The organism is Streptomyces sp. CRCS-T-1, assembly GCF_024442335.1.
GTDB classification, from domain to species: Bacteria; Actinomycetota; Actinomycetes; order Streptomycetales; family Streptomycetaceae; genus Streptomyces; species Streptomyces koelreuteriae.
This window is the reverse complement of sequence record NZ_CP101651.1, coordinates 6,723,067-6,746,663: the sequence shown is the minus strand read 5'-3', so window position 1 is coordinate 6,746,663 and position 23,597 is coordinate 6,723,067. Positions and strand designations below refer to the sequence as shown.

Below are 23,597 nucleotides of genomic sequence, written 5' to 3'. Positions count from 1 at the left end.
TGGAAAAGCCCGGCGGAAAGTGCCGGGAGAAGTACCCCCGGAGCTCCATTCCATTCCGGCGCCGCCACCGGTCCGGCCGAACCGGCGCCGCACAGGAAATGCGTGGATCGGGCACACAGAGGCCGATACGCCCCTGTCGGAGCGCGCGGTGCCCCGAGCATCATGGCGTGAGCTCGCGGGCACCTGCGGCGCGGGCTTCGGCGGGCCCGGTACGCGATGAGCGAAGGGGCGAGCGAGCGATGGGGACGCAGACCGTACAGCCGACGGCGCCGACCGTGCCGAGGACACGGCACGGGCGGGTGGTGGTCGACTGGCTGACGACGACCGACCACAAGAAGATCGGCCACCTCTACCTGATCACGTCGTTCCTCTTCTTCCTGGTCGCCGGGGTGATGGCGCTGCTGATGCGCGCCGAACTGGCCCGCCCGGGACTCCAGATCATCGACAACACCCAGTTCAACCAGGCGTTCACGCTGCACGGCACGATCATGCTGCTGCTGTTCGCGACGCCGACCTTCGCGGGCTTCGCCAACGAGCTGATGCCGCTCCAGATCGGCGCGCCCGACGTCGCCTTCCCCCGGCTGAACATGCTGTCGTACTGGCTGTTCCTGTTCGGCGGGCTGATGGTGCTCGGCTCGCTGCTGGTGCCGTCCGGCCCGGCGGACTTCGGCTGGACCGCCTACGCCCCGCTCAACAGCGCGGAGCGCACCCCGGGAATCGGGGCCGATCTGTGGATCATGGGGCTGGCGCTGTCCGGCTTCGGCACGATCCTCGGCGCGGTCAACTTCATCACGACCATCATCGGGATGCGCGCCCCCGGCATGACGATGTTCCGGATGCCGATCTTCGTCTGGAACACGCTCTTCACGTCGATCATGATCCTGATGGCGTTCCCGGTGCTGGCGGCGGCGCTGCTGGTGCTGGAGGCGGACCGGCGGTTCGGCTCGCAGGTCTTCGACTCGGCCAACGGCGGGGCGATCCTGTGGCAGCACCTGTTCTGGTTCTTCGGGCATCCCGAGGTGTACATCATCGCGCTGCCGTTCTTCGGGATCATCACGGAGATCATCCCGGTCTTCAGCCGCAAGCCGATGTTCGGCTATCTGACCCTGGTCGGCGCGACGATGGCGATCACCGGCCTGTCGATGATCGTGTGGGCGCACCACATGTTCGCCACGGGCGCGGTGCTGCTGCCCTTCTTCTCCCTGATGAGCTTCCTGATCGCCGTGCCGACGGGCGTGAAGTTCTTCAACTGGACCGGCACCATGCTCAAGGGCTCGCTGTCCTTCGAGACCCCGATGCTCTGGGCGACGGGCTTCCTGGTGACGTTCCTGTTCGGCGGACTGACCGGGGTGATCCTGGCGTCGCCGCCGATGGACTTCCATGTGACGGACTCGTACTTCGTGGTCGCGCACTTCCACTACGTCGTCTTCGGCACCGTCGTCTTCGCGATCTTCGGCGGGTTCTACTTCTGGTGGCCGAAGTTCACCGGGAAGATGCTCGACGAACGGCTCGGCAAGATCCAGTTCTGGGCGCTCTTCGTCGGCTTCCACACCACGTTCCTGGTGCAGCACTGGCTGGGCGCCGAGGGCATGCCCCGCCGGTACGCGGACTATCTCGCCGCGGACGGGTTCACCGCGCTCAACACCGTCTCGACGATCGGCGCGTTCCTGCTCGGCATGTCGACGCTGCCGTTCCTCTACAACGTGTGGAAGACCGCCAAGTACGGCGAGAAGGTCGAGGTCGACGACCCCTGGGGCTACGGCCGCTCCCTGGAGTGGGCGACGTCCTGCCCGCCGCCCCGGCACAACTTCACGACGCTCCCCCGGATCCGGTCCGAGTCGCCGGCGTTCGACCTGCACCATCCGCAGTACGCGGCGGTGACTGCGCAGCCCGAGCCAAAGCGCCATCAAGCCGGTCGCGAGTCCTCCTGACCGCCTCGATCAGCTCCACCGGCTCCAGCACCTCGAACTCGAAGCCCAGCATCACCACGTGGATCACCATCACGTCGAGGCTCCCGGCGCCGCAGCGCAGCAGGCAGGTGTCGGGGCCCTCGGCCTCCAGCACCCCGGCGGAGGGCGAGATGTGGGCGGCGGCCTCCTCCAGGGGAGCCAGGAGCCGCACCACGGCGTGGGTGGCGTACACGCGGGTGGAGACGCCCTGGGAGACGTAGGCGGCCAGGTCCTCGGCGGGCGGCGGGCGGGGGACGAAGCGCGGGCCGTGCGGCGGCCGGGGCGTGACGCGGTCCACGCGGAACGTGCGCCAGTCCTCCCGCTCCAGGTCCCAGGCGACCAAATACCAGCGGCGCTCGGTGCACACCAGGCGGTGCGGTTCGACGCTGCGGCGGCTGAGGGTGCCGTCGTGGCCGCGGTACTCGAAGCGCAGGCGTTCCGCGTCCCGGCAGAGGTGGGCGAGCTCGGTCAGCACGACGGGGTCGACGGCGTCGGGCACGGGGCCGCGCAGCATCGGCACGGTGAAGGCGTTGAGGGCGCCCACCCGGCGGCGCAGCCGGTTCGGCAGCACCTGTTCCAGCTTGGCGAGGGCCCGTACCGAGGTCTCGCCGATGCCCTCGATGCCCTGCCCGGCGGCCGTGCGCAGCCCGATCGCCACCGCCACGGCCTCGTCGTCGTCCAGCAGCAGCGGCGGGAGTTCGGCGCCGGCGCCGAGCTGATAGCCGCCGCCCGTGCCGGGGCTGGCGTTGACCGGGTAGCCGAGTTCGCGCAGCCGGTCGACGTCGCGGCGCAGGGTCCGGGCGCTGACGCCGAGCCGCTCGGACAGATCGGCGCCGGACCACTCGCGGTGGGCCTGGAGCAGGGACAGCAGACGCAGCAGGCGGGCCGAGGTCTCCAACATGAGGGCGAGTCTGTCAGCCCTTGCGGACAGCCACTGTCCGCAAGGGCTTGCCGTCCTCAAGGCTCGTACGCCAATTGCGGCACGTCGAAGCAGGTGCGGTTCATGTCGCCCTGGCCGACCCAGCCCTCGCCGTCCTGCCAGCGGGCCACCGACAGGCAGGTATCCCGGGTCCTCGGGGGTTCGGCGAGCCGCCGGAACTCGACGGGCAGGAGCAGTCCGCCCGCCGTGTAGCCCTGGCTGCGGTCCATGTAGCCGTCGACGCACGCGCGCGTGATGCCGCTCTTCGCGCAGGACTTCGCCGCGTCGGTGAACCAGCGTGCGGCGGCCCATCCCTCCAACTGCCACTGGGAGTGCGTCTTCAGTCCCTTCGTCGCCTCGCGGAACTCCCGTACGGCCGGATGGCCGGTGTCGTCGAAGTCGCGGCTCGCGCCGGTCGCCCAGAGGGCGTTGCGGCAGCGCGGGGCGTCCTCGTAGTCGTCGGGGACGGTGGACGTCCAGCTCTGCACGTTGGTCACCTTGGCGGTGACCTGGGCGCCGACCTGGTCCATGGCCTGGCAGAGCCGGGCGTTGCCGTGGGAGTCGATGGCGTCGAAGACCAGGTCGGCGCCCTGTTCCTTCAGGTCGGCGGCGACGGCGCGGAAGTTGGGCAGGGCGAAGTCGACCTGCTCGGTGACGACCTTGTAGCCCTCGGCGCGCAGGCCCCGCTCGACGAGCCGGGCGTAGGCGGCGGAGGCGGACTGGTTGTAGGAGACGACGGCGGCGGTACGGGCGCCGTGCTCGCGTTTGAAGTAGCGGTAGACCTCGGTGCCGCCGTACAGCTTGCCGTCCCAGCCGGTGGTGCCGTCGCGGGGCGCCAGGCTGCCGTAGATGCCGTAGAGGTGCGGGTAGGTGTCGTAGGCGCCGCCGATGGGCTGGCCGCCGATGTCGGGCACGCGCGCGCGGGAGACGCGGGAGGCGCCCGCGTAGTCCAGGGCGGTGGTGGCGACCAGGGCGACGACGTCGTCCTCCTCGACGAGTTTGTGGACGCACTCGTTGTTGCCGACGCCGCTGCCGCCGTCGTCGCACAGGCGCACCTCGACGCGGCGGCCGTCGATGCCGCCGCGCGCGTTGAGCCGGTCGAACCAGGCCTTGGCGCCATCGCGCGGGCCGGTGAAGGCGTTGCCGCCGACCGGGCTGGTGGCGCTGGTGATGATGCCGACCCGCAGCGGGGCGGAGTCGCGGGGCGCCGGGGTGCGGTCGTCGTGCTCGAAGTCGCTCTCCGGGAGCCGGCTGCCGCAGGCCGCGCTCAGGGCGAGCAGCAGCACCGCGGCGATGATCTCAGCAGCCCGGGACCGGCGACCCATTGCCGCTCATCTGCACCAGCGAGCACAGCGTCTTGACGGACACCTTCCAGGTGCCCTCCTGCTCGACGGCTGTCCCGGAGGCGTCCGGCAGAGCGGTGGCCCCCTTCAGAGTGAGCGTGTACGTCACATCCGCGCCGGTCGCCGAGGTGAACTCGACCTTGGTGACCTGCGCCTCGACCTGCCCGCCGCGTTCGTCACCGCTGAAGGCCTGGAGGACCGGCCCCATCCGGTCGCCGTTCTCCAGGACGGCCTGCTTGTCCTCGGTGGAGGTCTGCGGGTCGAAGAACGTCTCCCAGTTCTGCTTGATCTCCTGCTCGGCCGCGGTCCGGTCCGCCGGCGCGCTCGCCGGGGCGCTCGTGGTCCGCTCCGCGGTCGGTGTGGGCGGCGTGCTCTCGCTGCCGCCGCCGCTGTCGTCGCTGCACGCCGCGAGGGCCGGGGCGAGGGCCAGGACCAGGGCGGCCGCGATGGCCGTGCCCCGTCCTGCGGCTCGCGGGCCCTCTGTCGCTCTACCCCGCCTGAGGTCGCTGCCGAGAACCATCTGGCTCACCACCGGGTGTCGGTCCGGGCCATGTGCGCCCGGTGCTTTCAGGGTCAGCTTCCACGGGGCATAGTGCAAGCGATCGCCGGACTTGAACAGGCAGCCAGCACACAGCCGAACCGACGTGTGGGAGCCAGCGATGCGAACAAGCCGACTGCGGACCGTGCATCCCGTTCTGTGGGCGGGCTGGGCGGCCCTGGCCGCGGGCGCGGTGCTGTGCGTCGTCGGCTGGTACGGCGTCTCCGGCGAGCGCTTCGCGGAACGCCAGCTTCCCTATCTCGCCTCCTGCACGGTCCCCGGCGCGGCGCTGATCGTCTCCGGGGCGGTGCTGCTGGCCCACGGCCGGGGCGCGATCGCCGCCGCGCGCGTGGAGGAGCTGTACGGCCTGCTGGTGGCCGCCGAACCCGACGGCCCTCGGGGGCGCGCCGAGACCGGGCAGGCCTCCCTCGCGCCGCTCGCGGTCAGCGGCGAGCGGTTGATGGTGCCGGGCGGCACGCTGTGGCACCGCGCGGACTGTCCGCTGGTCGCGGGCAAGGCGGAGGCGGTCCCGGTGGACTCCAAGCTGGTGGCGAGCGGTGAACTGGACCCCTGCCCGATCTGCGAGCCCACCGGGGAAACCGACTGAGCCCGGCCGATGTCCTCGCTGACGTACGACCTCACCCTGGCCGGCCTCTCGGTGGGCAGCGCGGCGGCGCTGACCGGGATCGGCCTGATCGTGACGTACCGAGCCACCGGCGTGCTCAACTTCGCGCACGGCGCGATCGCGATGGTGTGCGCGTATGTGCTGCGGCAGTGCGTGGTCGAGTGGGGCTGGCCGCTGTGGCTCGGGGCGACGGTGACCCTGCTGGTGCTGGCGCCGGGGCTGGGGGTCGTACTGGAGCGGTTCGTCTTCCGGCCGCTGGCGGTGCTCGGCGGTGATCCGGCACAGACGCTGGTGGCGTCCATCGGGGTGTTCGTGCTGCTGGTGGGCGGGGCGGCGCTGCTGTGGGGGCAGGGGGCGCGTGAGGACGCGCCGGAGCTGGTGCCGGACGAGCCGTGGGGACAGCTGACGGTGGTGCTGGTGCTGGCGGCCGGGGTGGCGGTGGTGGTCCGCCGGACGCGGTTCGGGCGGGAGCTGCGGGCCGTGGTGGACGACCGGCAGCTCGCCGTGCTGGGCGGCATCGACGCGGACCGGGTCGCGGCGGCGGGCTGGGCGTTCGGCTCGTTCACGGCGGGTCTGACGGGTGTGCTGCTGGCGCCGTACGTGCGTCTCGACCCGTACGGGCTGCCGCTGCTCGTGATGGAGGTCGTGGCGGTCGCGGTGGCCGCGCGGATGCGGAGCCTGCCGGTCGCGGTGGTGGTGGCGCTGGCCGTCGGGGTGGCGCAGAGTCAGCTCACGCGGCTGCATCCGTCGGGCTGGGGCGAGCCGCTGCTCCAGGCCGTGGGCACGAACCTGTTCGTCGTCGCGCTGCTGATCGCGGCCCTGGTGCTGCCGGGCGTGGGCACCCGGGACGCGCTGCCGCGCACCGCCACCGCCCGGGTCCCGACCCCGCCCGGCGCGTGGATCGTGGCGGCCGTGCTGTTCCTGCTGCCGCTGGGCCTGGCCGGCCGGGACCTGCACACCTCGGTCCAGGTGCCGGCGCTGGCCGTGATCCTGCTGTCCCTGGTGGTGGTCACCGGCCGGGGCGGCCAGATCTCGCTGGGCCAGGCGGCGTACGCGGGTCTGGGCGCCCTGTTCACCGCGCTGCTGGCGGCGGGCCGTTTCCCGGGGCTGCCCCGGCTGCCGGAGCTGGCGGCCCTCGCGGTGGCGGTCGTCCTGGTGGCGCCGCTGGGCCTGCTCACCGGCTGGCCGGCGATCGGCCGCCGGGGCCTGGCGCTGGCGCTGGCGACCTTCGCGGTCGGCGTGGGGGTGAGCCGGTTCGTCTTCGCCCAGCCGTACGCCACATCGGGCCTGACGCTGGGCCGCCCGGCAGGCTTCGACGGGGACCGTGCCTACTACGTCCTGGAGCTGCTCCTGCTGGCGGTCGCGCTGCTGGCCACGCACGCCCTGCGCCGAGGGCGGACGGGCCGGGCCCTGGCGGCCATGCGGGACCACGAGCGGGGCGCGCAGGCGGCGGGCGTCCGGGTGCCGTCCCTCAAGCTGCTGGCCTTCGTCGCGGGCGCCGCGCTCGCCGCGCTGGGCGGCGGCATGCTCGGCATGGGCCTGCGGGCCTTCGACGCCGCCGCGTACGACCCGGTGCGCGGACTGCTGTGGTTCGCGGCGGTCGTGGTGCTGGGCGCCGACAGCACCCTCGGCGCCCTCGCCGCCGCGGCCCTCCTGGTCGGCCTGGACGCGGGCACCCGGGGCGGTGTCGCCGCGGCCCTGATCGGCGTCCTGGCGATCCTCGTGGGCCGCTTCCCCGGCGGCCCGTACGAGGCCCTGCGCACGGCGGCGGAGCGCCTGCGGTTGCGCCGCACCCCGGCCCTGACACCGCTGGGCGCCCGGGCCCGCGCGCTGCTGCGCCCGGCGGAGCCAGGGGCGGCCCGGCCGGCGCCGGTGCCCACGGGGGCGACGGCGACGGGTGCGGCCGGAACGGCACCCCACGACAGCGGCAGCCGGCCGTCGGTGCCCCCGGACACCCCCGCATCCCCCGCCCCTGCCGCTCCCCTCCTCACCGCCCGCCGTCTCCACGCCCGCTACGGCGGCTTCACCGCGCTCGACGGAGTCGACCTGGACCTCTCCCCCGGCCGGATCACCGCCGTCGTGGGCCCCAACGGGGCCGGGAAGAGCACCCTGTTCCACTGCCTGGCCGGGACACTGCGCCCCGCGCGCGGAACCGTGCGGCTCGCCGGGCGGGACATCACCGCGCTCCCCGCTCACGCCCGGTCCCGGCTCGGTGTCGCACGGACGTTCCAGCAACTGGCCGTCTTCCCGTCGCTGACCGTGGCCGAGAACGTCCGGGTGGGCGCCGAGCAGGGCCGGGTCACCGACCCGGGCGCGGTGGAGCGGACGCTCAGGATGCTCGGACTGGACGGGCCGGTCCGTGCCCTGCCCGCCGCCGGGCTGCCCACCGGGACACTGCGGCGCGTGGAGCTGGCCCGGGTGCTCGCGGGCGGCCCCCGCGTCCTGCTGCTCGACGAGCCCGCCGCCGGTCTCGACAGCGCCGAAGTGGCCGCCCTGGCCCGGGTCCTGAAGGCCCTGGCCGCCGACGGCACGGCCCTGCTCGTCGTCGAGCACGACCTGGACCTGGTCGCGGGCCTCGCCGATGTCGTGCACGTGATGACCGCGGGCCGGATCGTCGCCTCCGGTCCGCCCGAGCACGTCCTGGACGCCCTGGGAACGGCGGCCGGGCGATGACGACGATCTCCCTGCGCCACGCGCGCGTGCGCTACGGCCCCCTGGAGGCCCTGCACGGCGTCACCCTCGCGGCGCCCGGCCCCGGCCTCACCGTCCTGCTGGGCCGCAACGGCTCCGGCCGCACCACCGCCCTGCGCGCGCTGGCCGGCACCGTGCCCCTGTCGGGCGGGGCGGTGGTGTGGGACGGCGCCGACGTGACCCGCGTACCGGCGTACGAGCGGGCCCGGCGCGGACTGTGCCTCGTCCCGGAGCGGCAGGCCGTGTTCGGCTCGCTCAGCGTGCGCGAGAACCTCGGACTCGCCGCCCCGGACCACATCCCGGCCCTCGACGCCTATCCGCAGCTGCGACCCCTGCTGGAACGGCGCGCCGGCACCCTCTCCGGCGGGGAGCAGCGCATGCTCGCCCTGTCCCGGGCCCTGCTGGCACGCGCGCGTGTGGTGCTCGTCGACGAGCCCGCCCAGGGCATGGCGCCCCCGGTCGCGGCCCGGACGTACGAACTGCTGGGCGCGCTCGACGCGTGCGTGGTGATCGCCGAGCAGCGGCTGCCGCCCGGTCTGCGGGACCGGCCGGCCATCGTCTACGAACTGCGCCGCGGGTCGGTCGTGTTCGCTGGGGAGGCGGCCGAGCTCCGGCGATGACCCGGCGCCCGCCCGCACTGCGGAGGTCCCGCCCGGTCGAGTGACCGGACGGGACCTCCGTGTCCCGGCGAGGGGGAGCAGCGGCTCAGATGGCGAGACGCAGGCCGGGCACGATCATGTTGGGGTCTGCGCCGATGGCGCTTTTGTTGGCGGCGTAGAGGCGCTGCCAGGTGGTTCCGTGCCGGGTGGCGACGCCGCTCAGGGTGTCGCCCTCGCGGACGGTGTAGTCGCCGCGGGACGTGCTGCGGTTCGGGTGCGGCGCGGAACGCTCCGGCGCCTTCCACTGCTTCTCCGGAGCGGGCTGGGAGGTGACCGGGTCGGCGGCGGAAGCCGCGGGTGCGCTTCCGCTCGCCCCGGCGCGAGCCGAGCAGGTCGGCCAGGCGCCCCAGCCCTGGGCGCGCTGGACCTTGGTGGCGACGGCGATCTGCTGGGACTTGCTCGCCCGGTCGGCGGTGGCCGCGTAGGCCGTGCCGCCGTAGGCGCTCCAGGTCGACGGGGCGAACTGGAGTCCGCCGTAGTAGCCGTTGCCGGTGTTGATGTGCCAGTTGCCGCCGCTCTCGCACTGGGCGATGCGGTCCCACACCCCGCTGTCAGCCGCCGCGGCGTTGCCGGTGGCCGCCAGCAGTCCGAGGGGCGCGAGCAGAGCCGCCCCGGCGAGGACCGCCGTCGTACGAACCGGGTTCTTCCGGGCGCTGTCGCGGGTGGTATCGGCACATTCGGACATGTGGTTCCCTCTCGAAACACCCGGGGTCCCCCAAGGCGGAACGCCACTCCCCGCGCCATGGGGCACGTGGGTCGCGCTCGCCCCGCCCGCCGGTGGTGGTGCTGCGCGGTTCCGGAGAACCGTGCGGCCGGCGGACGTACCCGAGCGGTGCTCGCTGCACACGGCGGAGGAATCTAAGGAGTTGACGGCCTGTCATCAACCAGCGGCCCGTCACGCCAGGCCAGTTCGCCGATACCTCGGGTAACGGCAATTTCAGGACACCCACTTCATTCCTGGATTTCATGATTTGTCGACCAACCGGCTTGGTGACGTGTGACCCACTTCACCACTTCAACGCCCTTTACAAACAAGGTACTTGACCGTGAGTGCGCGATTCCGTGCCGAACGTGACCCTGCGCGCTGGTTGGTTCGATTCCGTTCGCCCTGGGGCGTGACTCCCGCCACAGATCGCCCGTTGTCTTCTTCATGAGCCGGGGCCTACCCGGACCACGGGCCGGGAGCCACCCGGCTTTGCCACGCACCGCATCCCCGAGGGAGCCACCCGTGCCGCGCATGCTCGACGTCAGCGACGAGGTACGCGCCGAGATCGGCGACGAAGAAGCAGACCGACTGCTCGCCGGAGAGACCGCGCCGGGCAGTTACGACTGCACGTCCTGCCGCACTCCGGGCGACTCCGAGCAGGAGCGCACCAGCACCGTCCTGTTCATCGGTGACGAGACCGCAGTCCTCGCCTTCGCCCACTCCGGCTGCCTGCCCTCGCAGGTCGTCCAGGTGACCGAGGAGCAGCTCCGGGGCGCCGTGAAGTCCATCGCCGGTGACACCGGCGGCATGGTGTCCGACCAGTCGGCGCCCGAGCCGGCGGTGCTCGGCGTGACCAGCGGGCTCGTCCTGATCGCCGGGGAGCTGCACCCGGCCCTGGTGGTGGAGCCGACCGCGCCCATCGCCCGGGCCGGCACCACCGGCTCCGGCGACGACTTCCTGCCGCTGCTCACCGAGCAGGGCTTCATGCCGCTGGCCGACCTGTCCGCCGTACCGCCGGTGCTGCACGGCTGGTCGGTGCTGCTCGCCGTGGGCCAGCTGCACGCGGTGCTCCAGCCCGGTGCCAACGGCGGCCAGCCGGTGGCCTGGTGGCAGGCGCACCAGCCGCTCCAGGTGACCGACCCCTGGCGCGCGGCCGCCAACAAGCACCAGCAGGTGCTGATGTTCGCCGCGCCCGTCGGCTCGATCGGCCGCCAGCCGCGCGAGGACCTGATGCGGGACGCCCTGGACAAGGCGGCGGCGACCGGAGTGCTGGTCGGCGCGGCCCTGCCGCTGGCCGGCACCTGACCTGCGCGTCACCCACTCGCGCCGCACTGAGGCGAAAGCCGTACAAGGGCCGCATCTCCTGACCCTCGGGGTCGTTTGGACCTACGTGCACGCATACGACGTTCCCCGCCGCCAGTCCTTCTCGCCGATCCCCTCCGCGCGATCGGCTCAGGACTCCCTGGGCGGCCCATCGGCCACGCCGATCTACGACGCGCTCTACGCCGAGTACGTCAAGTCCTTCCGCGCACTGCCCGGCGACCGCAGCGGTGAGGAGAAGCTGGGCTTCACCGCCTTCGGAAGCATCCCGCACAGTACGGGCTCGTACAGCCATTCGTACGGCAGCTCGTACAGCGCGTACAGCGCGGGGGCCCAGAGCGCCCGCCACGCCGCACAGCAGCCGCACTGGCAGCGCGTGGGGACCGTCAGCGCGCACGGCACGGCGATGCACTATGTGCCGGCGGCCCTGCCGCCGGTACCCCGCAGCGGCATCTGAGCGAGCACCGGACAGTGAAGAGGGCGGCCCCGCGGGGCCGCCCCTCTTCACTGTTCCGCGCTACTTCTTCTTCGCGCCGCGCTTCTCACGCACCCGCACCGAGATGTGGATCGGCGTGCCCTCGAAGCCGAACTCCTCGCGCAGCCGGCGCTCGATGAAGCGCCGGTAGCCGGCCTCGATGAAGCCGGAGGCGAACAGCACGAACCGCGGCGGCTTGGTGCCCGCCTGGGTGCCGAACAGGATGCGCGGCTGCTTGCCGCCCCGGACCGGGTGCGGATGGGCGGCTACCAGCTCACCGAGGAAGGCGTTCAGCCGGCCCGTCGGGACCCGGGTCTCCCAGCCCGCCAGGGCCGTCTCGATCGCCGGGACCAGCTTCTCCATGTGCCGCCCGGTGCGCGCCGAGACGTTCACCCGCGGGGCCCACGCCACCTGGCCGAGCTCGGTCTCGATCTCCCGCTCCAGGTAGTAGCGGCGCTCCTCGTCGAGGGTGTCCCACTTGTTGAAGGCGACGACGATCGCTCGGCCCGCCTCCACGGCCATGGTGACGATCCGCTGGTCCTGCACCGAGATCGACTCGGCGGCGTCGATGAGGATGACGGCCACCTCCGCCTTCTCGACGGCGGCGGCGGTGCGCAGCGAGGCGTAGTAGTCGGCGCCCTGCTGGAGGTGGACGCGCTTGCGGATACCCGCCGTGTCGACGAACTTCCAGGTGACGCCGCCGAGTTCGATCAGCTCGTCGACCGGGTCACGGGTGGTGCCCGCCAGCTCGTTGACGACGACGCGCTCCTCGTTCGCCACCTTGTTCAGCAGCGAGGACTTGCCGACGTTCGGGCGGCCGATCAGCGCGATCCGGCGCGGGCCGCCGACGGCGGTGCCGAAGCTCTGCTCGGGCGCCTCCGGCAGGGCCTCCAGGACGGCGTCCAGCATGTCGCCGGTGCCGCGGCCGTGCAGCGAGGAGACCGGGTGCGGCTCGCCGATGCCGAGGGACCACAGCGCGGTCGCGTCGGCCTCGCCGCTCGGGCCGTCGACCTTGTTGGCGCAGAGCACCACCGGCTTGTTGGCCTTGCGGAGCAGCCGTACGACGGCCTCGTCGGTGTCGGTGACGCCGACCTTGGCGTCGACGACGAAGACGACCGCGTCGGCGGCCTCGATGGCGTACTCGGCCTGGGCGGCCACGGAGGCGTCGATGCCGAGGACGTCCTGCTCCCAGCCGCCGGTGTCGACGACCTTGAAGCGGCGGCCCGCCCACTCGGCCTCGTAGGTCACACGGTCGCGGGTGACGCCCGGCTTGTCCTCGACGACGGCCTCGCGGCGTCCGATGATGCGGTTCACCAGAGTCGACTTGCCGACATTGGGGCGGCCGACCACGGCGAGCACGGGCAGCGGGCCGTGTCCGGCCTCCTCGATGGCGCCCTCGACGTCCTCGGGGTCGAAGCCCTCTTCCGCGGCGAGCTCCATGAACTCCGCGAACTCGGCGTCGCCGAGCGCCCCGTGGTCGTGCTCGTGCGCGCCCTCGGAGGCGGCCGAGCCGTCGGGCTGGATGTGGTCGTTCATGAAGTCCGTACCTCGTCGTTCATCTTGGTGGTCGGTGGAGTACCCGCTGTCTTCCGGGCTGATCCACTACTCAGTGTTGCCTAGCGCCTGGTGAGGCGCCTGGCGTTTTCCAGGTGGGCGGCGAGCTGCTTCTGGATGCGGCCGGTGGCCTCGTCCAGCGCCTTGCGCGTACGGCGCCCGCTGCCGTCGCCCGCGTCGAAGGGCTCGCCGAAGACGACGTCGACGCGCGAGCGCAGCGGCGGCAGCCCCTTTATCAACCGTCCGCGCTTGTCGGTGCTTCCCAGCACGGCGACCGGCACGATCGGGGCACCGCTGCGCACCGCGAAGTACGCGAGCCCGGCGCGCAGCGAGGCGAAGTCGCCCTCGCCCCGGGTGCCCTCGGGGAAGATGCCGAGCACGCCGCCGCTGTCCAGGATGCCGAGCGCGTGGGTGATCGCCGTCCGGTCGGTGGTGTCGCGGTCCACCTTCACCTGCCCGATGCCGAGCAGGAAGGGGTCCAGCGGCCCGATGAACGCCTCCTTCTTGATCAGGAAGTGCGTCGGCCGGGGCGCCACGCCCATGACCATCGGGCCGTCGATGTTGTGGGAGTGGTTGACCGCGAGGATCACCGGGCCGCTGGTCGGCACCCGCCAGGCGCCGAGCACGCGCGGCTTCCAGAACCCGTACATCAGGCCGACGCCGATGCGCCGCCCGACCTCGGCACCCCGTACCGAAGGCAGCTCGGTCACTTCCCTGCCCGCTTCTCCTCGACGAGGGTGACGACACACTCGATGACCTGGGCCAGCGTGAGCTCGGTGGTGTCCACCTCGACCGCGTCGCCCGCCTTGGCGAGCGGCGAGGTCTTGCGGCTGGAGTCGGCCGCGTCCCGCTTGATCAGGGCCTCGCGGGTGGAGTGGACGTCGGAGCCCTTCACCTCGCCGCTGCGGCGGGCGGCACGCGCCTCCGGAGAGGCGGTGAGGAAGATCTTCAGGTCGGCGTCGGGCAGCACGGTGGTGCCGATGTCCCGGCCCTCGACCACGATGCCGTCCTGCGCGGAGGCCGCGATCGTGCGCTGCAGCTCGGTGATCCGGGCCCGCACGTCGGAGACCGCGCTGACCGCGCTGACCTTGGAGGTGACCTCCTGGGTGCGGATCGGCCCGGCCACGTCGACGCCGTCGACGGTGATGGTCGGGCCCTGCGGGTCGGTGCCCGAGACGATCTCCGGCTTGCCGGCCGCGGCGGCGATCGCGGCGGGGTCGTCGATGTCGATGCCGTTGCTCACCATCCACCAGGTGATCGCCCGGTACTGGGCGCCGGTGTCCAGGTAGCTCAGCCCGAGCTGTGCCGCCACGGCCTTCGACGTGCTCGACTTGCCCGTGCCGGAGGGGCCGTCGATGGCGACAATCACGGGCGTGGGGCTTTCCACAGTGGAGACCTTCCTGGACCGGGCTGGCGGGGTGAGGGCGCGAGGGCCCCGCACAAGGTTACTGGGTGCGGGTCACTCGTCCGGCCGCGCGTCGGACGGCCCTGTTCCAGGATGCCCTACTGCCGAATCGCCCAGCCCCGCTCGCGCAGCGCGGCGCTCAGCACGGGTGCCGCCTTCGGTTCGACCATCAGCTGCACCAGACCGGCCTGCTGCCCCGTCGCGTGCTCGATCCGTACGTCCTCGATGTTGACGCCGGCCATGCCCGCGTCCGCGAAGATCCGGGCCAGCTGTCCCGGCTGGTCGTCGATGAGCACCGCCACGACCTCGTAGACCCGGGGGGCGGAGCCGTGCTTGCCGGGGACGCGGATCTGCCCCGCGTTGCCGCGCCGCAGGACGTCCTCGATGCCGGTGCCGCCCTCGCGGCGCTTGTGGTCGTCGGTGGACTGCAGGGCGCGCAGGGCCCGCACGGTCTCCTCCAGGTCGCCGGCGACGTCCGTGAGCAGGTCGGCGACCGGCCCGGGGTTGGCAGAGAGGATGTCGATCCACATCCGGGGGTCGGAGGCGGCGATCCGCGTCACATCCCGGATGCCCTGCCCGCAGAGCCGTACGGCGGCCTCCTCGGCGTTCTCCAGGCGGGCGGCGACCAGGCTGGAGACCAGGTGGGGCATGTGGGAGACGAGGGCGACGGCCCGGTCGTGGGCGTCGGCGTCCATCACCACCGGCACGGCACGGCAGTGCGAGACCAGTTCCAGGGCGAGGTTCAGCACCTCGGTGTCGGTGTCCCGGGTCGGGGTCAGCACCCACGGGCGGCCCTCGAAGAGATCCCCGGTCGCGGCCAGCGGGCCGGACTTCTCCCGGCCCGACATGGGGTGCGTGCCGATGTAGGCGCTCAGATCGAGGCCGCGTGCCTCCAGCTCGCGGCGCGGTCCGCCCTTGACGCTGGCGACGTCCAGGTAGCCGCGGGCCGCTCCGCGGAGCATGGCGTCGGCGAGCACGTCCGCCACATGGGCGGGCGGGGCGGCGACGATCGCGAGGTCGACGGGCCCGTCCGGCGCCTCGTCGGTGCCGGCGCCGAGCGCGGCCGCCGTACGGGCCTGCTCCGGGTTCGGGTCGGCGAGGTGCACCACGACGCCCCGCTGGGACAGGGCCAGGCCGGCGGAGGTGCCGATGAGGCCGGTGCCGATGACGAGTGCGGTTCTCACTGGGCGATGTCCTTGCGCAGGGCGGCCGCGGCGCCGAGGTAGACATGGGCGATGCCGGCCCGGGGCCGGTCGGACTCGATGTGCGCGAGGACCCGGACGACCCGGGGCATGGCGCCCTCGATGTCGAGTTCCTGGGCGCAGATCAGCGGTACGTCGACGATGCCGAGCTTGCGGGCGGCGGCCGCCGGGAAATCGCTGTGCAGATCGGGCGTGGCCGTGAACCAGATGCTGATCAGGTCGTCGGCCTCGAGTTCGTTGCGCTCCAGGATGGCCGTGAGCAGGGCTCCGACCTGCTCGTCCATGTGCCCGGCCTCGTCCCGCTCGAGTTGGACGGCCCCCCGGACCGCTCGTACCGCCACGGCGCTGCTCCTTGCTGACGTGCGTGTCGCTCTACGTCCGTCCAGCCTAGTCAGCCCGCGCGAACGGGATGCGCGGCGCCCGCCCGATGAGACACCCGAATTACTATTCCTTGGGTATTTTCAGTGCCAAGATTCAGAAAAGTCCATTTTCTCCATTTTTGGCACGTTCGGAGTGACGACATGACCTACGACACCACGCGCCGGACGGTTCTCCTCGCCACGGGCGCGACAGGCGCGGTCGCACTGGTCGCGGCCTGCGGCGGGGGCGGCGACGGCAACGGCTCCACGTCGACGGTCTCCCCCACCGGCAAAGAGACCACGGACGCCCCCGCCGGTCAGGAGCTGGCCTCCACCGACGAGATCCCCGTCGGCGGCGGCAAGATCTTCAAGAACGAGGAGGTCGTGGTGACCCAGCCGGAGCAGGGCCAGTTCAAGGCCTTCTCGGCGATCTGCACCCACCAGCGCTGCCTGGTGACGACCGTCTCCGACGGCACGATCAACTGCCCCTGCCACGGCAGCAAGTTCCGCATCGCCGACGGCGCGGTCGCCCACGGCCCGGCGACCCGCGCCCTGCCCGCCGAGCAGATCACGGTGGAGGGGAACTCGGTCCGTCTCACCTGACCGTCACGCGTCCCACAGCGCCCCGAGCGTGAGCAGGTCGCTCCGGTACTCGATGCGGTCGGCCCACTCGGCCGGCCAGACCTCCGCGCCCAGATGCGCGCCGGCGAAGGCGCCCGCCAGGCAGGCGATCGAGTCCGAGTCGCCGGCCGTGCAGGCGGCGCGCCGCAGGGCGGTGACCGGCTCGTCGGGGAAGAGCAGGAAGCACAGCAGCCCGGTCGCCAGGGCCTCCTCGGCGATCCAGCCGTCGCCGGTGGCCAGGCACGGGTCGTCCTCGGGCGAGACGGTGCCCACGGCGTCCCGGAGCCGGTCGAGGATCGCCAGACACTCGTCCCAGCCGAGCGCGATGTACTGCTCGGGCGTCGGAGCCTTGGCCCGGCTCCACAGGTCGCCGAGCCAGCGCTCGTGGTAGTGGCTGCGGTTCTCCAGGGCGTACGAGCGGAGCAGGCCGATCAGCTCGGACGGCTCGGCACCCTGCGCGAGCAGGCGTACGGCATGCGCGGTGAGGTCGGACGCGGCGAGCGCGGTGGGGTGCCCGTGGGTGAGGGCGGACTGCAACTGGGCGGCGCCCGCGCGCTGTTCGTCGCTCAGGCCCTGGATCACGCCCAGCGGCGCGACGCGCATGTTGGCGCCGCAGCCCTTGGACTGGATCTGGCTGGCCTCCTGCCAGGGGCGGTCCGTGAGTTCCAGCAGGCGGCAGGCCCGCAGGCAGGTGTTGCCGGGGGCGCGGTTGTTCTCGGGCGAGCGGTTCCAGGCGATGAACTCCTGCCGCACGGCCTCGGCCATCCCCTCGGGCTCCAGCACGCCCCGGTCCATCGCCGTGCGTACGCCCCTGCCGAGCGCCAGTGTCATCTGCGTGTCGTCGGTGACGAGCGCCGGCGTCGGCAGCTCCAGCTGCCGCCAGGGGCCGAATCTGGCGACGATCCTGTCCACCGGGCTGAACTCGGTCGGATAGCCGAGCGCGTCGCCCAGGGCGAGGCCGGTGAGCGTTCCGGTGGCGGCTTGCTTGTGGACGAGGAGGGTCATGCGGGGTGGTTCCTTCCGGCCGTTCACGAACAGTTCCCCGCGCCCACCGGGCACGGGGAACTCAAGGATGTCGAGGTCGGCGCTGCGTCTAGAGATCGACTTCCTGCATCAGCATCCCCACCTCGGTGTTGGACAACCGCCGCAGCCAGCCCGACTTCTGGTCGCCCAGGGTGATCGGCCCGAAGGAGACCCGCACCAGCTTGTCGACGGGGAAACCCGCCTCCGCGAGCATCCGGCGCACGATGTGCTTGCGGCCCTCGTGGAGGGTGACCTCGACGAGGTAGTTCTTGCCGGTCTGCTGGACGACCCGGAAATGGTCCGCGCGGGCGTAGCCGTCCTCCAGCTGGATGCCGTCCTTGAGCTGCTTGCCCAGGTCGCGCGGGATGGGGCCGACGATGTGCGCGAGGTAGGTCTTCTTCACGCCGTACTTCGGGTGGGTCAGCCGGTGGGCCAGCTCGCCGTGGTTGGTGAGCAGGATGACGCCCTCGGTCTCGGTGTCGAGCCGGCCGACGTGGAAGAGGCGGGTCTCGCGGTTGGTGACGTAGTCACCGAGGCACTGCCGACCCTCCGGGTCCTCCATCGTCGACACGACACCGGCGGGCTTGTTCAGCGAGAAGAACTGGAAGCGCTGGGTGGCGACGGTCAGCCCGTCGACCTTGATCTCGTCCTTCTCCGGGTCGACGCGCCGACCCTGCTCCAGGACGATCTCGCCGTTGATCTCGACCCGGGCCTCCTCGATCAGCTCCTCGCAGGCGCGCCGGGAGCCGAAGCCCGCGCGCGCGAGGACCTTCTGCAGCCGCTCGCCCTCCTGCTCGGCGCCCGGGAAGGTCTTGGGGATCTTGACGTCCTTCTTCCCGGCGTACCGGTCGCGGTTGCGCTCCTCGATCTGCGCCTCGTACTCGCGAGCGCGGGCCGGAGCCGTACGCCCACGCTGCTGAGGCTGCTTGGGACCGCCCTTGGCGCCGCCGCGGGCGGCACCACCACGTCCGGCTTTGGGGCCGTCCTTCGTCGCCCCGGGGCCCACGTCGTAGCGGCGCTCCTCCGGGCGCGGCTTCTTCGGACGGCCGCTGCCCTGCTTGTCGTCGCGGTTGTTGCCGGCGCCGCGGAAGTTGCCGCGACCACCACCACTCCCGCCGCGGCCGCCGCTGTTGCCACCACGGCTCCCGCCGTTGTTTCCGCTGCTGTTCCTGCCGCTGCTGCTTCGCATCAAATTTCCGTCTGGTCGTCTTCGTCGTCGGTACCCGGGGTGACCGGGCGGCCCGGCACGTCGTCATCGGGTGCGTCCGGGTCGAACGACGGTACGCCCTCCTGGGTCTCGGCCTCGATCGCCTCCGCCTCCGGGAGGAAGGGCGCGAGCTCCGGGAGCTCGTCCAGACCGCGCAGGCCCATCCGCTCCAGGAAGTAGTTCGTCGTCGTGTACAGGATCGCACCTGTTTCGGGTTCCGTGCCCGCCTCCTCGACCAGACCCCGTTGCAGGAGGGTCCGCATGACGCCGTCGCAGTTGACTCCGCGCACGGCCGAGACCCGGCTGCGGCTGACCGGCTGCCGGTACGCGACGACGGCCAGGGTCTCCAGGGCGGCCTGGGTGAGACGGGCCTGCTGGCCGTCCAGCACGAAGCGCTCGACGGCGGGCGCGTACGCGGCGCGGGTGTAGAAACGCCAGCCGTTCGCGACGAACCGCAGTTCGAAGCCGCGTCCCTGGACGGTGTACTCGTCGGCCAGCTCGCGCAGCGCGTCCGTGATCTGGCGGCGCGGCCGGTCGAGGATCTTCGCGAGATGTTCCTCGGTCGCGGGCTCGTCCACGACCATCAGGACGGCCTCCAGAGCGGGCTTGAGGTCGAGATCGGCGACGGTACGCACTCCGGCCGGGATCTCGGTGATTTCTTCGCTCACGCCGGTTTCTCCTCCTTCGGCGGCTCGGGCGGCCGGTCGAACTCGTCGGTGACGGTCGGGGTCTCGTCCCCGTCCCCGCCGGTCCACCGCACGAGCAGCTCGCCCAGCGCGGCCTCCTGCTCCAGCTCCACGGCCTTCTCGCGGTACAGCTCCAGCAGGGCGAGGAAGCGGGCCACGACGGTGAGGGTGTCGTCGGTGTCCTCGATGAGCGCCCGGAAGCTGACCGCGCCCAGCTCCCTGAGCCGGGCCACGACGAGCTGGGCCTGCTCCTGCACGCTGACCAGCGGGGCGTGGATGTGGTCGACGTAGACCTGCGGTTTGGGCCTCGGCTGCATCGCCTTCACGGCGAGCTTGGCGAACCCTTCCGCGCCGATGCTGATGACGACCTCGGGCAGCAGCTCGGCGTGCTGCGGTTCGAGCCCGACGGTTCGCGGACAGCGCCGGGCCTCCTCGTCGAGCCGCCCGCTGAAGATGTCCGCGATCCGCTTGTACGCCCGGTACTGGAGCAGCCGGGCGAAGAGCAGGTCCCTTGCTTCGAGCAGCGCCAGGTCGCCCTCGTCCTCCACCTCGGCCGCGGGCAGCAGCCGGGCCGCCTTCAGATCGAGCAGGGTGGCCGCGACGACGAGGAACTCGGTCGTCTCGTCCAGATCCCAGTCCGGCCCCAGCGCCCGGATGTACGCCATGAACTCGTCGGTCACCTTCGACAGCGCGACCTCGGTGACGTCCAGCTTGTGCCGGGAGATCAACTGCAGCAGCAGATCGAAGGGACCCTCGAAGTTGGCGAGCCGAACCTTGAAGACCCCGTCGGCGACATCACCCGGTGCCTCGGCCCCCGCAGCGGCCTCGACGGGCACCACAGGCTCAACGGGCTCCACCCGCTCGGCCACCGGCCCCGAGGCCTCCGCCGCTGTCGGTTCAGCCGGTGCCACCGGCTCGAGCGGCGCGACCTCGGGCCACGCCTCCGCAGGAGACGGCGGAGGCGGTTCCGGCTCCACCCGCGGAGCGCCCGGCCCCCGCCCCAACGCGCGCCGACGGCCGGTCGGGCCGTCGGCGGGTGGAGGGGAAGCGTTCGAGGTCATGGCCCCCGCAGGCTACCGTTACCGCCCGCGCAGACGTCGTACGAGGATGCTGGCGTCCCCGCGGGTCTCCAGGTCGGCGAGGACCACGGCGACCGCCTCACGGACGATGCGGCCGCGGTCGACCGCCAGGCCGTGCTCGCCGCGGAGCACGAGACGGGCGTGCTCCAGGTCCATGAGCTCCTCGGCGGACACGTACACGGTGATCTTCTCGTCGTGCCGCTCGCGGCCGCTGGGGCGGCGTGCGGCCGCCCGTCCGCGCTTGCGTGGGCCCGCGCCCGCGGCAGCGGCGGCAGAACCTTCCTGCGCCGCCTGACGCCGCCCCGCGCCGGAGCGGTCCGCGGCCGCGGAGCGGCTGCGGGACTCGGCATCGGCCGACTCCGCGTCCGCCGCCACATGCTCGGCGCCCTCGCCGTCGCCGCCCTGTGCGGGCACCGACTGCGGCGCGTCCTCCGCGCCCGCCGCGGCGTCGCCCTCACCCGCCGGAGCGGGCACCCGGGCGTCGCCGTTGGCCTGACGCCTGGGCGAGGACGGCTGCAGCCCCATCCCCCCTGTCGTACGGAAGAGTTCGTCGGCCCCCGGCAGACTCACTCGGCGTGACACCGGGCGAGCACCTCCCTGGCGAGCTGGCGATAGGCGGCGGCGCCGACGGAGTTGGAGGCGTACGTGGTGATCGGCTCACCGGCGACGGTGGTCTCCGGGAAACGGACCGTGCGCCCGATGACCGTGTGGTAGACGTGGTCGTCGAAGGCCTCGACGACACGCGCGAGCACCTCACGGCTGTGCACCGTGCGCGAGTCGTACATCGTGGCGAGGATCCCGTCGAGCTCCAACTCCGGGTTGAGCCGTTCCTGGACCTTCTCGATGGTCTCCGTCAGCAGCGCCACACCGCGCAGCGCGAAGAACTCGCACTCCAGCGGCACTATCACCTTGTGCGCGGCCGTCAGGGCGTTGACCGTGAGCAGGCCGAGCGAGGGCTGGCAGTCGATGACGATGAAGTCGTAGTCGGGCAGCAGCGGCTTCAGGGCGCGCTGCAGTGTCGACTCGCGGGCGACCTCGGAGACGAGCTGGACCTCGGCCGCCGACAGGTCGATGTTGCTGGGCAGCAGGTCCATGTTGGGGACCGCCGTCTTCAGCAGCACCTCGTCGGCCGCCATGCCCCGCTCCATGAGCAGGTTGTAGACGGTGAGGTCGAGTTCCATCGGGTTGACGCCGAGACCGACCGACAGCGCGCCCTGCGGGTCGAAGTCCACGAGCAGGACCCGGCGTCCGTACTCCGCGAGCGCGGCACCCAGGTTGATGGTCGACGTCGTCTTGCCGACGCCGCCCTTCTGGTTGCACATCGCGATGATCTTCGCGGGACCGTGGTCGCCCAGCGGGCCCGGGATCGGGAAGTACGGCAGCGGACGCCCCGTCGGACCGATGCGCTCCCGGCGCTGTCTGGCCGCGTCGGGCGCGAGAGTGGCCGCGTACTCGGGGTCGGGCTCGTACTCCGCGTCGGGGTCGTAGAAGTGCCCCTCGGGCAGTTCGTCGTAGTCGGCGAGTTGGTTGTGGGGCGCGCCACTTCCGCCGCCGGCCATGGCGTTCACGTGATGGCCATCCATCTTCTGGTGTGCTGTGTGAGTCGCCTGCTGACTCTGGTGGGCTGCGAAGGTGCGCACAGCGACGGAGCCGACAGCCGCGAATCCCGCGGGCTCCTGGTCCCGTGCAGGCATTCCTGGCTGGCCACCCCCGGGAGTAAATGTCGACTCATTCACAAGTCGTCTTACCTCCTTGGTGACCAGGAAACTTCTAGACAGGTCAGCGTGGCACCATGCCGACGGTTGGCGACTCTATGGCGTGTCGGGCGTCCGCAGCAACACAATCCGCCGGACCCGGCCCGATGTGTCGGCAATGAAACATCCCGCTGTCAAGGGCGTACGGCCGTCGCACGGCAGGTTTCACCGGTGTGCGAATCGGTTGAAGGGTTACGTTCGAGGCGAGTTGCTCGAGAAGCGCGAAGTGACCATACACACATCCGGCCGGACCTTGTCGGGCAAGGTCCGGCCGGGCGCGCGGCGTTGACGTCCCGTGTTGACGTATCGCCTTTACGGGTTGATGACTTAGCCGATTTACCGGCCGTCGGACTCAGACGAGCAGCGAGGCCAGCTCCACGTGCTCCACGCCGTGGGCCTCGGCGACCTCGCGGTAAACGACCTTGCCGTCATGCGTGTTGAGACCCCGGGCCAGCGCCGGGTCGCGGCGCAGCGCCTGCGCCCAGCCGTGGTTCGCCAGCTCCACGATGTACGGCAGCGTGGCGTTGGTCAGCGCGTAGGTGGAGGTGTTGGGCACCGCGCCGGGCATGTTGGCGACGCAGTAGAAGACCGACTCGTGGACCGGGAAGGTCGGCTCGGCGTGCGTGGTCGGACGGGAGTCCTCGAAGCAGCCGCCCTGGTCGATCGCGATGTCGACAAGGACACTTCCGGGCTTCATCCGCGAGACGAGCTCGTTGGTGACCAGCTTCGGGGCCTTGGCGCCGGGGATCAGCACCGCGCCGATGACGAGGTCGGCCTCCAGGCAGGCCTTCTCCAGCTCGAAGGTGTTGGAGACGACGGTCTGGATCTTCGTGCCGAAGATCTTGTCCGCCTCGCGGAGCTTGTTGACGTCCTTGTCGAGCAGGGTCACGTGGAAGCCCATGCCGATGGCGATCTGGGCCGCCTGCCAGCCCGAGACACCGCCGCCGATGACGACGGCCCGGCCGGCCAGGACGCCGGGGACACCGCCGGGCAGTACGCCCCGGCCGCCGTTGGCGCGCATCAGGTGGTAGGCGCCGACCTGCGGGGCCAGCCGGCCCGCGACCTCGGACATCGGGGCGAGCAGCGGGAGCGCGCGGCTGGGCAGCTCGACCGTCTCGTAGGCGATCGCCGTGGTGCCGGACTGCAGGAGGGCGTCCGTGCACTCCTTGGAGGCGGCGAGGTGCAGGTAGGTGAAGAGCGTCTGGTCCTTGCGGAGGCGGTGGTACTCCTCGGCGATGGGCTCCTTGACCTTCAGCAGCAGGTCGGCGGCGGCCCACACCTCGTCGGCGGTGCCCAGGATCTGGGCACCGGCGAGGACGTACTCCTCGTCGACGATCGAGGAGCCGGCGCCGGCGCCGCGCTCGATGACGACCTGGTGGCCATGACGCACCAGCTCGTGGACGCCTGCGGGGGTGATGGCCACCCGGAACTCGTTGTTCTTGACCTCGCGGGGGATGCCGACCTTCACGTCGATCACGGTCC

The 23,597-nt window shown here is 72.0% G+C and carries 22 protein-coding genes and 1 pseudogene; 7 read left to right on the top strand and 16 right to left on the bottom strand.

Annotated elements, in window-relative coordinates; genetic code table 11:
- Positions 1-98: 98 nt before the first annotated feature.
- A pseudogene (gene ctaD / locus NNW99_RS30560) lies at positions 99-1,766 on the top strand (cytochrome c oxidase subunit I); the annotation flags it as partial.
- A gap of 43 nt (positions 1,767-1,809) precedes the next feature.
- Here ctaD and NNW99_RS30555 read toward each other — a convergent pair.
- The 3 genes from NNW99_RS30555 to NNW99_RS30545 are packed head-to-tail and all read right to left on the bottom strand — an operon-like array spanning position 1,810 to position 4,731.
- Positions 1,810-2,850 carry a YafY family protein gene (locus NNW99_RS30555; protein ID WP_215122391.1) on the bottom strand — a complete coding sequence of 347 codons (1,041 nt, stop codon included), beginning with the start codon at positions 2,848-2,850 and terminating at the stop codon, positions 1,810-1,812.
- Between the two features lie 56 nt (positions 2,851-2,906).
- Complete coding sequence (locus tag NNW99_RS30550) at positions 2,907-4,193, bottom strand: ABC transporter substrate-binding protein (RefSeq protein WP_215122390.1); 1,287 nt, start codon at positions 4,191-4,193, stop codon at positions 2,907-2,909.
- Positions 4,168-4,731, bottom strand: coding sequence for a hypothetical protein (locus NNW99_RS30545; protein ID WP_215122389.1), 564 nt, complete (start codon positions 4,729-4,731; stop codon positions 4,168-4,170). The genes NNW99_RS30550 and NNW99_RS30545 overlap by 26 nt, the downstream gene beginning before the upstream one ends.
- A gap of 139 nt (positions 4,732-4,870) precedes the next feature.
- Between NNW99_RS30545 and NNW99_RS30540 the strand changes: the two genes are divergently transcribed.
- The 3 genes from NNW99_RS30540 to NNW99_RS30530 are packed head-to-tail and all read left to right on the top strand — an operon-like array spanning position 4,871 to position 8,685.
- Complete coding sequence (locus NNW99_RS30540; protein WP_215122388.1) at positions 4,871-5,356, top strand: hypothetical protein; 486 nt, start codon at positions 4,871-4,873, stop codon at positions 5,354-5,356.
- Between the two features lie 9 nt (positions 5,357-5,365).
- Positions 5,366-8,047 carry an ATP-binding cassette domain-containing protein gene (locus NNW99_RS30535; protein ID WP_215122387.1) on the top strand — a complete coding sequence of 894 codons (2,682 nt, stop codon included), beginning with the start codon at positions 5,366-5,368 and terminating at the stop codon, positions 8,045-8,047.
- Positions 8,044-8,685 (top strand): ABC transporter ATP-binding protein, encoded by a 642-nt coding sequence (locus NNW99_RS30530; RefSeq protein ID WP_215122386.1) that lies wholly within the window; start codon positions 8,044-8,046, stop codon positions 8,683-8,685. The genes NNW99_RS30535 and NNW99_RS30530 overlap by 4 nt, the downstream gene beginning before the upstream one ends.
- An 85-nt stretch (positions 8,686-8,770) precedes the next feature.
- Here NNW99_RS30530 and NNW99_RS30525 read toward each other — a convergent pair whose 3' ends face one another.
- On the bottom strand, positions 8,771-9,409 hold the full coding sequence (locus NNW99_RS30525) for a transglycosylase family protein (RefSeq protein WP_215122385.1): 639 nt from the start codon (positions 9,407-9,409) through the stop codon (positions 8,771-8,773).
- Positions 9,410-9,952: 543 nt separating this feature from the next.
- Here NNW99_RS30525 and NNW99_RS30520 point away from each other — a divergent pair.
- Together NNW99_RS30520 and NNW99_RS30515 are read left to right on the top strand one after the other, a co-directional pair.
- The gene (locus NNW99_RS30520; RefSeq protein ID WP_215122384.1) at positions 9,953-10,735 is read left to right on the top strand and encodes a hypothetical protein; all 783 of its coding nucleotides are present in this window, start codon (positions 9,953-9,955) and stop codon (positions 10,733-10,735) included.
- An 85-nt stretch (positions 10,736-10,820) separates the two neighbouring features.
- On the top strand, positions 10,821-11,207 hold the full coding sequence (locus NNW99_RS30515) for a hypothetical protein (RefSeq protein WP_215122383.1): 387 nt from the start codon (positions 10,821-10,823) through the stop codon (positions 11,205-11,207).
- Between the two features lie 60 nt (positions 11,208-11,267).
- On the opposite strand, the gene der is transcribed toward NNW99_RS30515, so the two are convergent.
- From der to aroH, 5 genes are all read right to left on the bottom strand, one after another.
- Positions 11,268-12,761, bottom strand: a complete 1,494-nt coding sequence (der, locus tag NNW99_RS30510; RefSeq protein WP_215122382.1) for a ribosome biogenesis GTPase Der — start codon at positions 12,759-12,761, stop codon at positions 11,268-11,270.
- Positions 12,762-12,841: 80 nt separating this feature from the next.
- Entirely contained in the window at positions 12,842-13,489 is a 648-nt protein-coding gene (locus NNW99_RS30505) for a 1-acyl-sn-glycerol-3-phosphate acyltransferase (protein WP_215122381.1), read from the bottom strand.
- Entirely contained in the window at positions 13,486-14,166 is a 681-nt protein-coding gene (gene cmk / locus NNW99_RS30500; protein ID WP_215122380.1) for a (d)CMP kinase, read from the bottom strand. Before cmk ends, NNW99_RS30505 begins: the two co-directional genes overlap by 4 nt.
- A 116-nt stretch (positions 14,167-14,282) precedes the next feature.
- Positions 14,283-15,368: a prephenate dehydrogenase gene (locus NNW99_RS30495; RefSeq protein WP_215122379.1), complete on the bottom strand. Its 1,086-nt coding sequence runs from the start codon at positions 15,366-15,368 to the stop codon at positions 14,283-14,285.
- Positions 15,365-15,727, bottom strand: coding sequence for a chorismate mutase (aroH, locus tag NNW99_RS30490; RefSeq protein ID WP_215122378.1), 363 nt, complete (start codon positions 15,725-15,727; stop codon positions 15,365-15,367). Before aroH ends, NNW99_RS30495 begins: the two co-directional genes overlap by 4 nt.
- 180 nt (positions 15,728-15,907) lie before the next feature.
- On the opposite strand from aroH, the gene NNW99_RS30485 reads away from it, so the two are divergent.
- Entirely contained in the window at positions 15,908-16,348 is a 441-nt protein-coding gene (locus NNW99_RS30485) for a Rieske (2Fe-2S) protein (RefSeq protein ID WP_215122377.1), read from the top strand.
- A 3-nt stretch (positions 16,349-16,351) separates the two neighbouring features.
- Here the strand turns inward: NNW99_RS30485 and NNW99_RS30480 are convergent, their stop codons facing one another.
- From NNW99_RS30480 to ald, 7 genes are all read right to left on the bottom strand, one after another.
- Positions 16,352-17,371 (bottom strand): ADP-ribosylglycohydrolase family protein, encoded by a 1,020-nt coding sequence (locus tag NNW99_RS30480; protein ID WP_215122376.1) that lies wholly within the window; start codon positions 17,369-17,371, stop codon positions 16,352-16,354.
- An 88-nt stretch (positions 17,372-17,459) separates the two neighbouring features.
- The gene (locus tag NNW99_RS30475) at positions 17,460-18,578 is read right to left on the bottom strand and encodes a pseudouridine synthase (RefSeq protein WP_215122375.1); all 1,119 of its coding nucleotides are present in this window, start codon (positions 18,576-18,578) and stop codon (positions 17,460-17,462) included.
- On the bottom strand, positions 18,578-19,264 hold the full coding sequence (gene scpB / locus NNW99_RS30470; RefSeq protein WP_215122374.1) for an SMC-Scp complex subunit ScpB: 687 nt from the start codon (positions 19,262-19,264) through the stop codon (positions 18,578-18,580). Before scpB ends, NNW99_RS30475 begins: the two co-directional genes overlap by 1 nt.
- Positions 19,261-20,343: a ScpA family protein gene (locus NNW99_RS30465; RefSeq protein ID WP_215122373.1), complete on the bottom strand. Its 1,083-nt coding sequence runs from the start codon at positions 20,341-20,343 to the stop codon at positions 19,261-19,263. Before NNW99_RS30465 ends, scpB begins: the two co-directional genes overlap by 4 nt.
- 18 nt (positions 20,344-20,361) lie before the next feature.
- Positions 20,362-20,943, bottom strand: a complete 582-nt coding sequence (locus tag NNW99_RS30460; protein ID WP_215122372.1) for a hypothetical protein — start codon at positions 20,941-20,943, stop codon at positions 20,362-20,364.
- Entirely contained in the window at positions 20,928-22,055 is a 1,128-nt protein-coding gene (locus NNW99_RS30455; protein WP_215122371.1) for a ParA family protein, read from the bottom strand. Before NNW99_RS30455 ends, NNW99_RS30460 begins: the two co-directional genes overlap by 16 nt.
- Before the next feature lie 412 nt (positions 22,056-22,467).
- Positions 22,468-23,592 carry an alanine dehydrogenase gene (gene ald, locus NNW99_RS30450; RefSeq protein WP_215122370.1) on the bottom strand — a complete coding sequence of 375 codons (1,125 nt, stop codon included), beginning with the start codon at positions 23,590-23,592 and terminating at the stop codon, positions 22,468-22,470.
- Positions 23,593-23,597 lie beyond the last annotated feature (5 nt).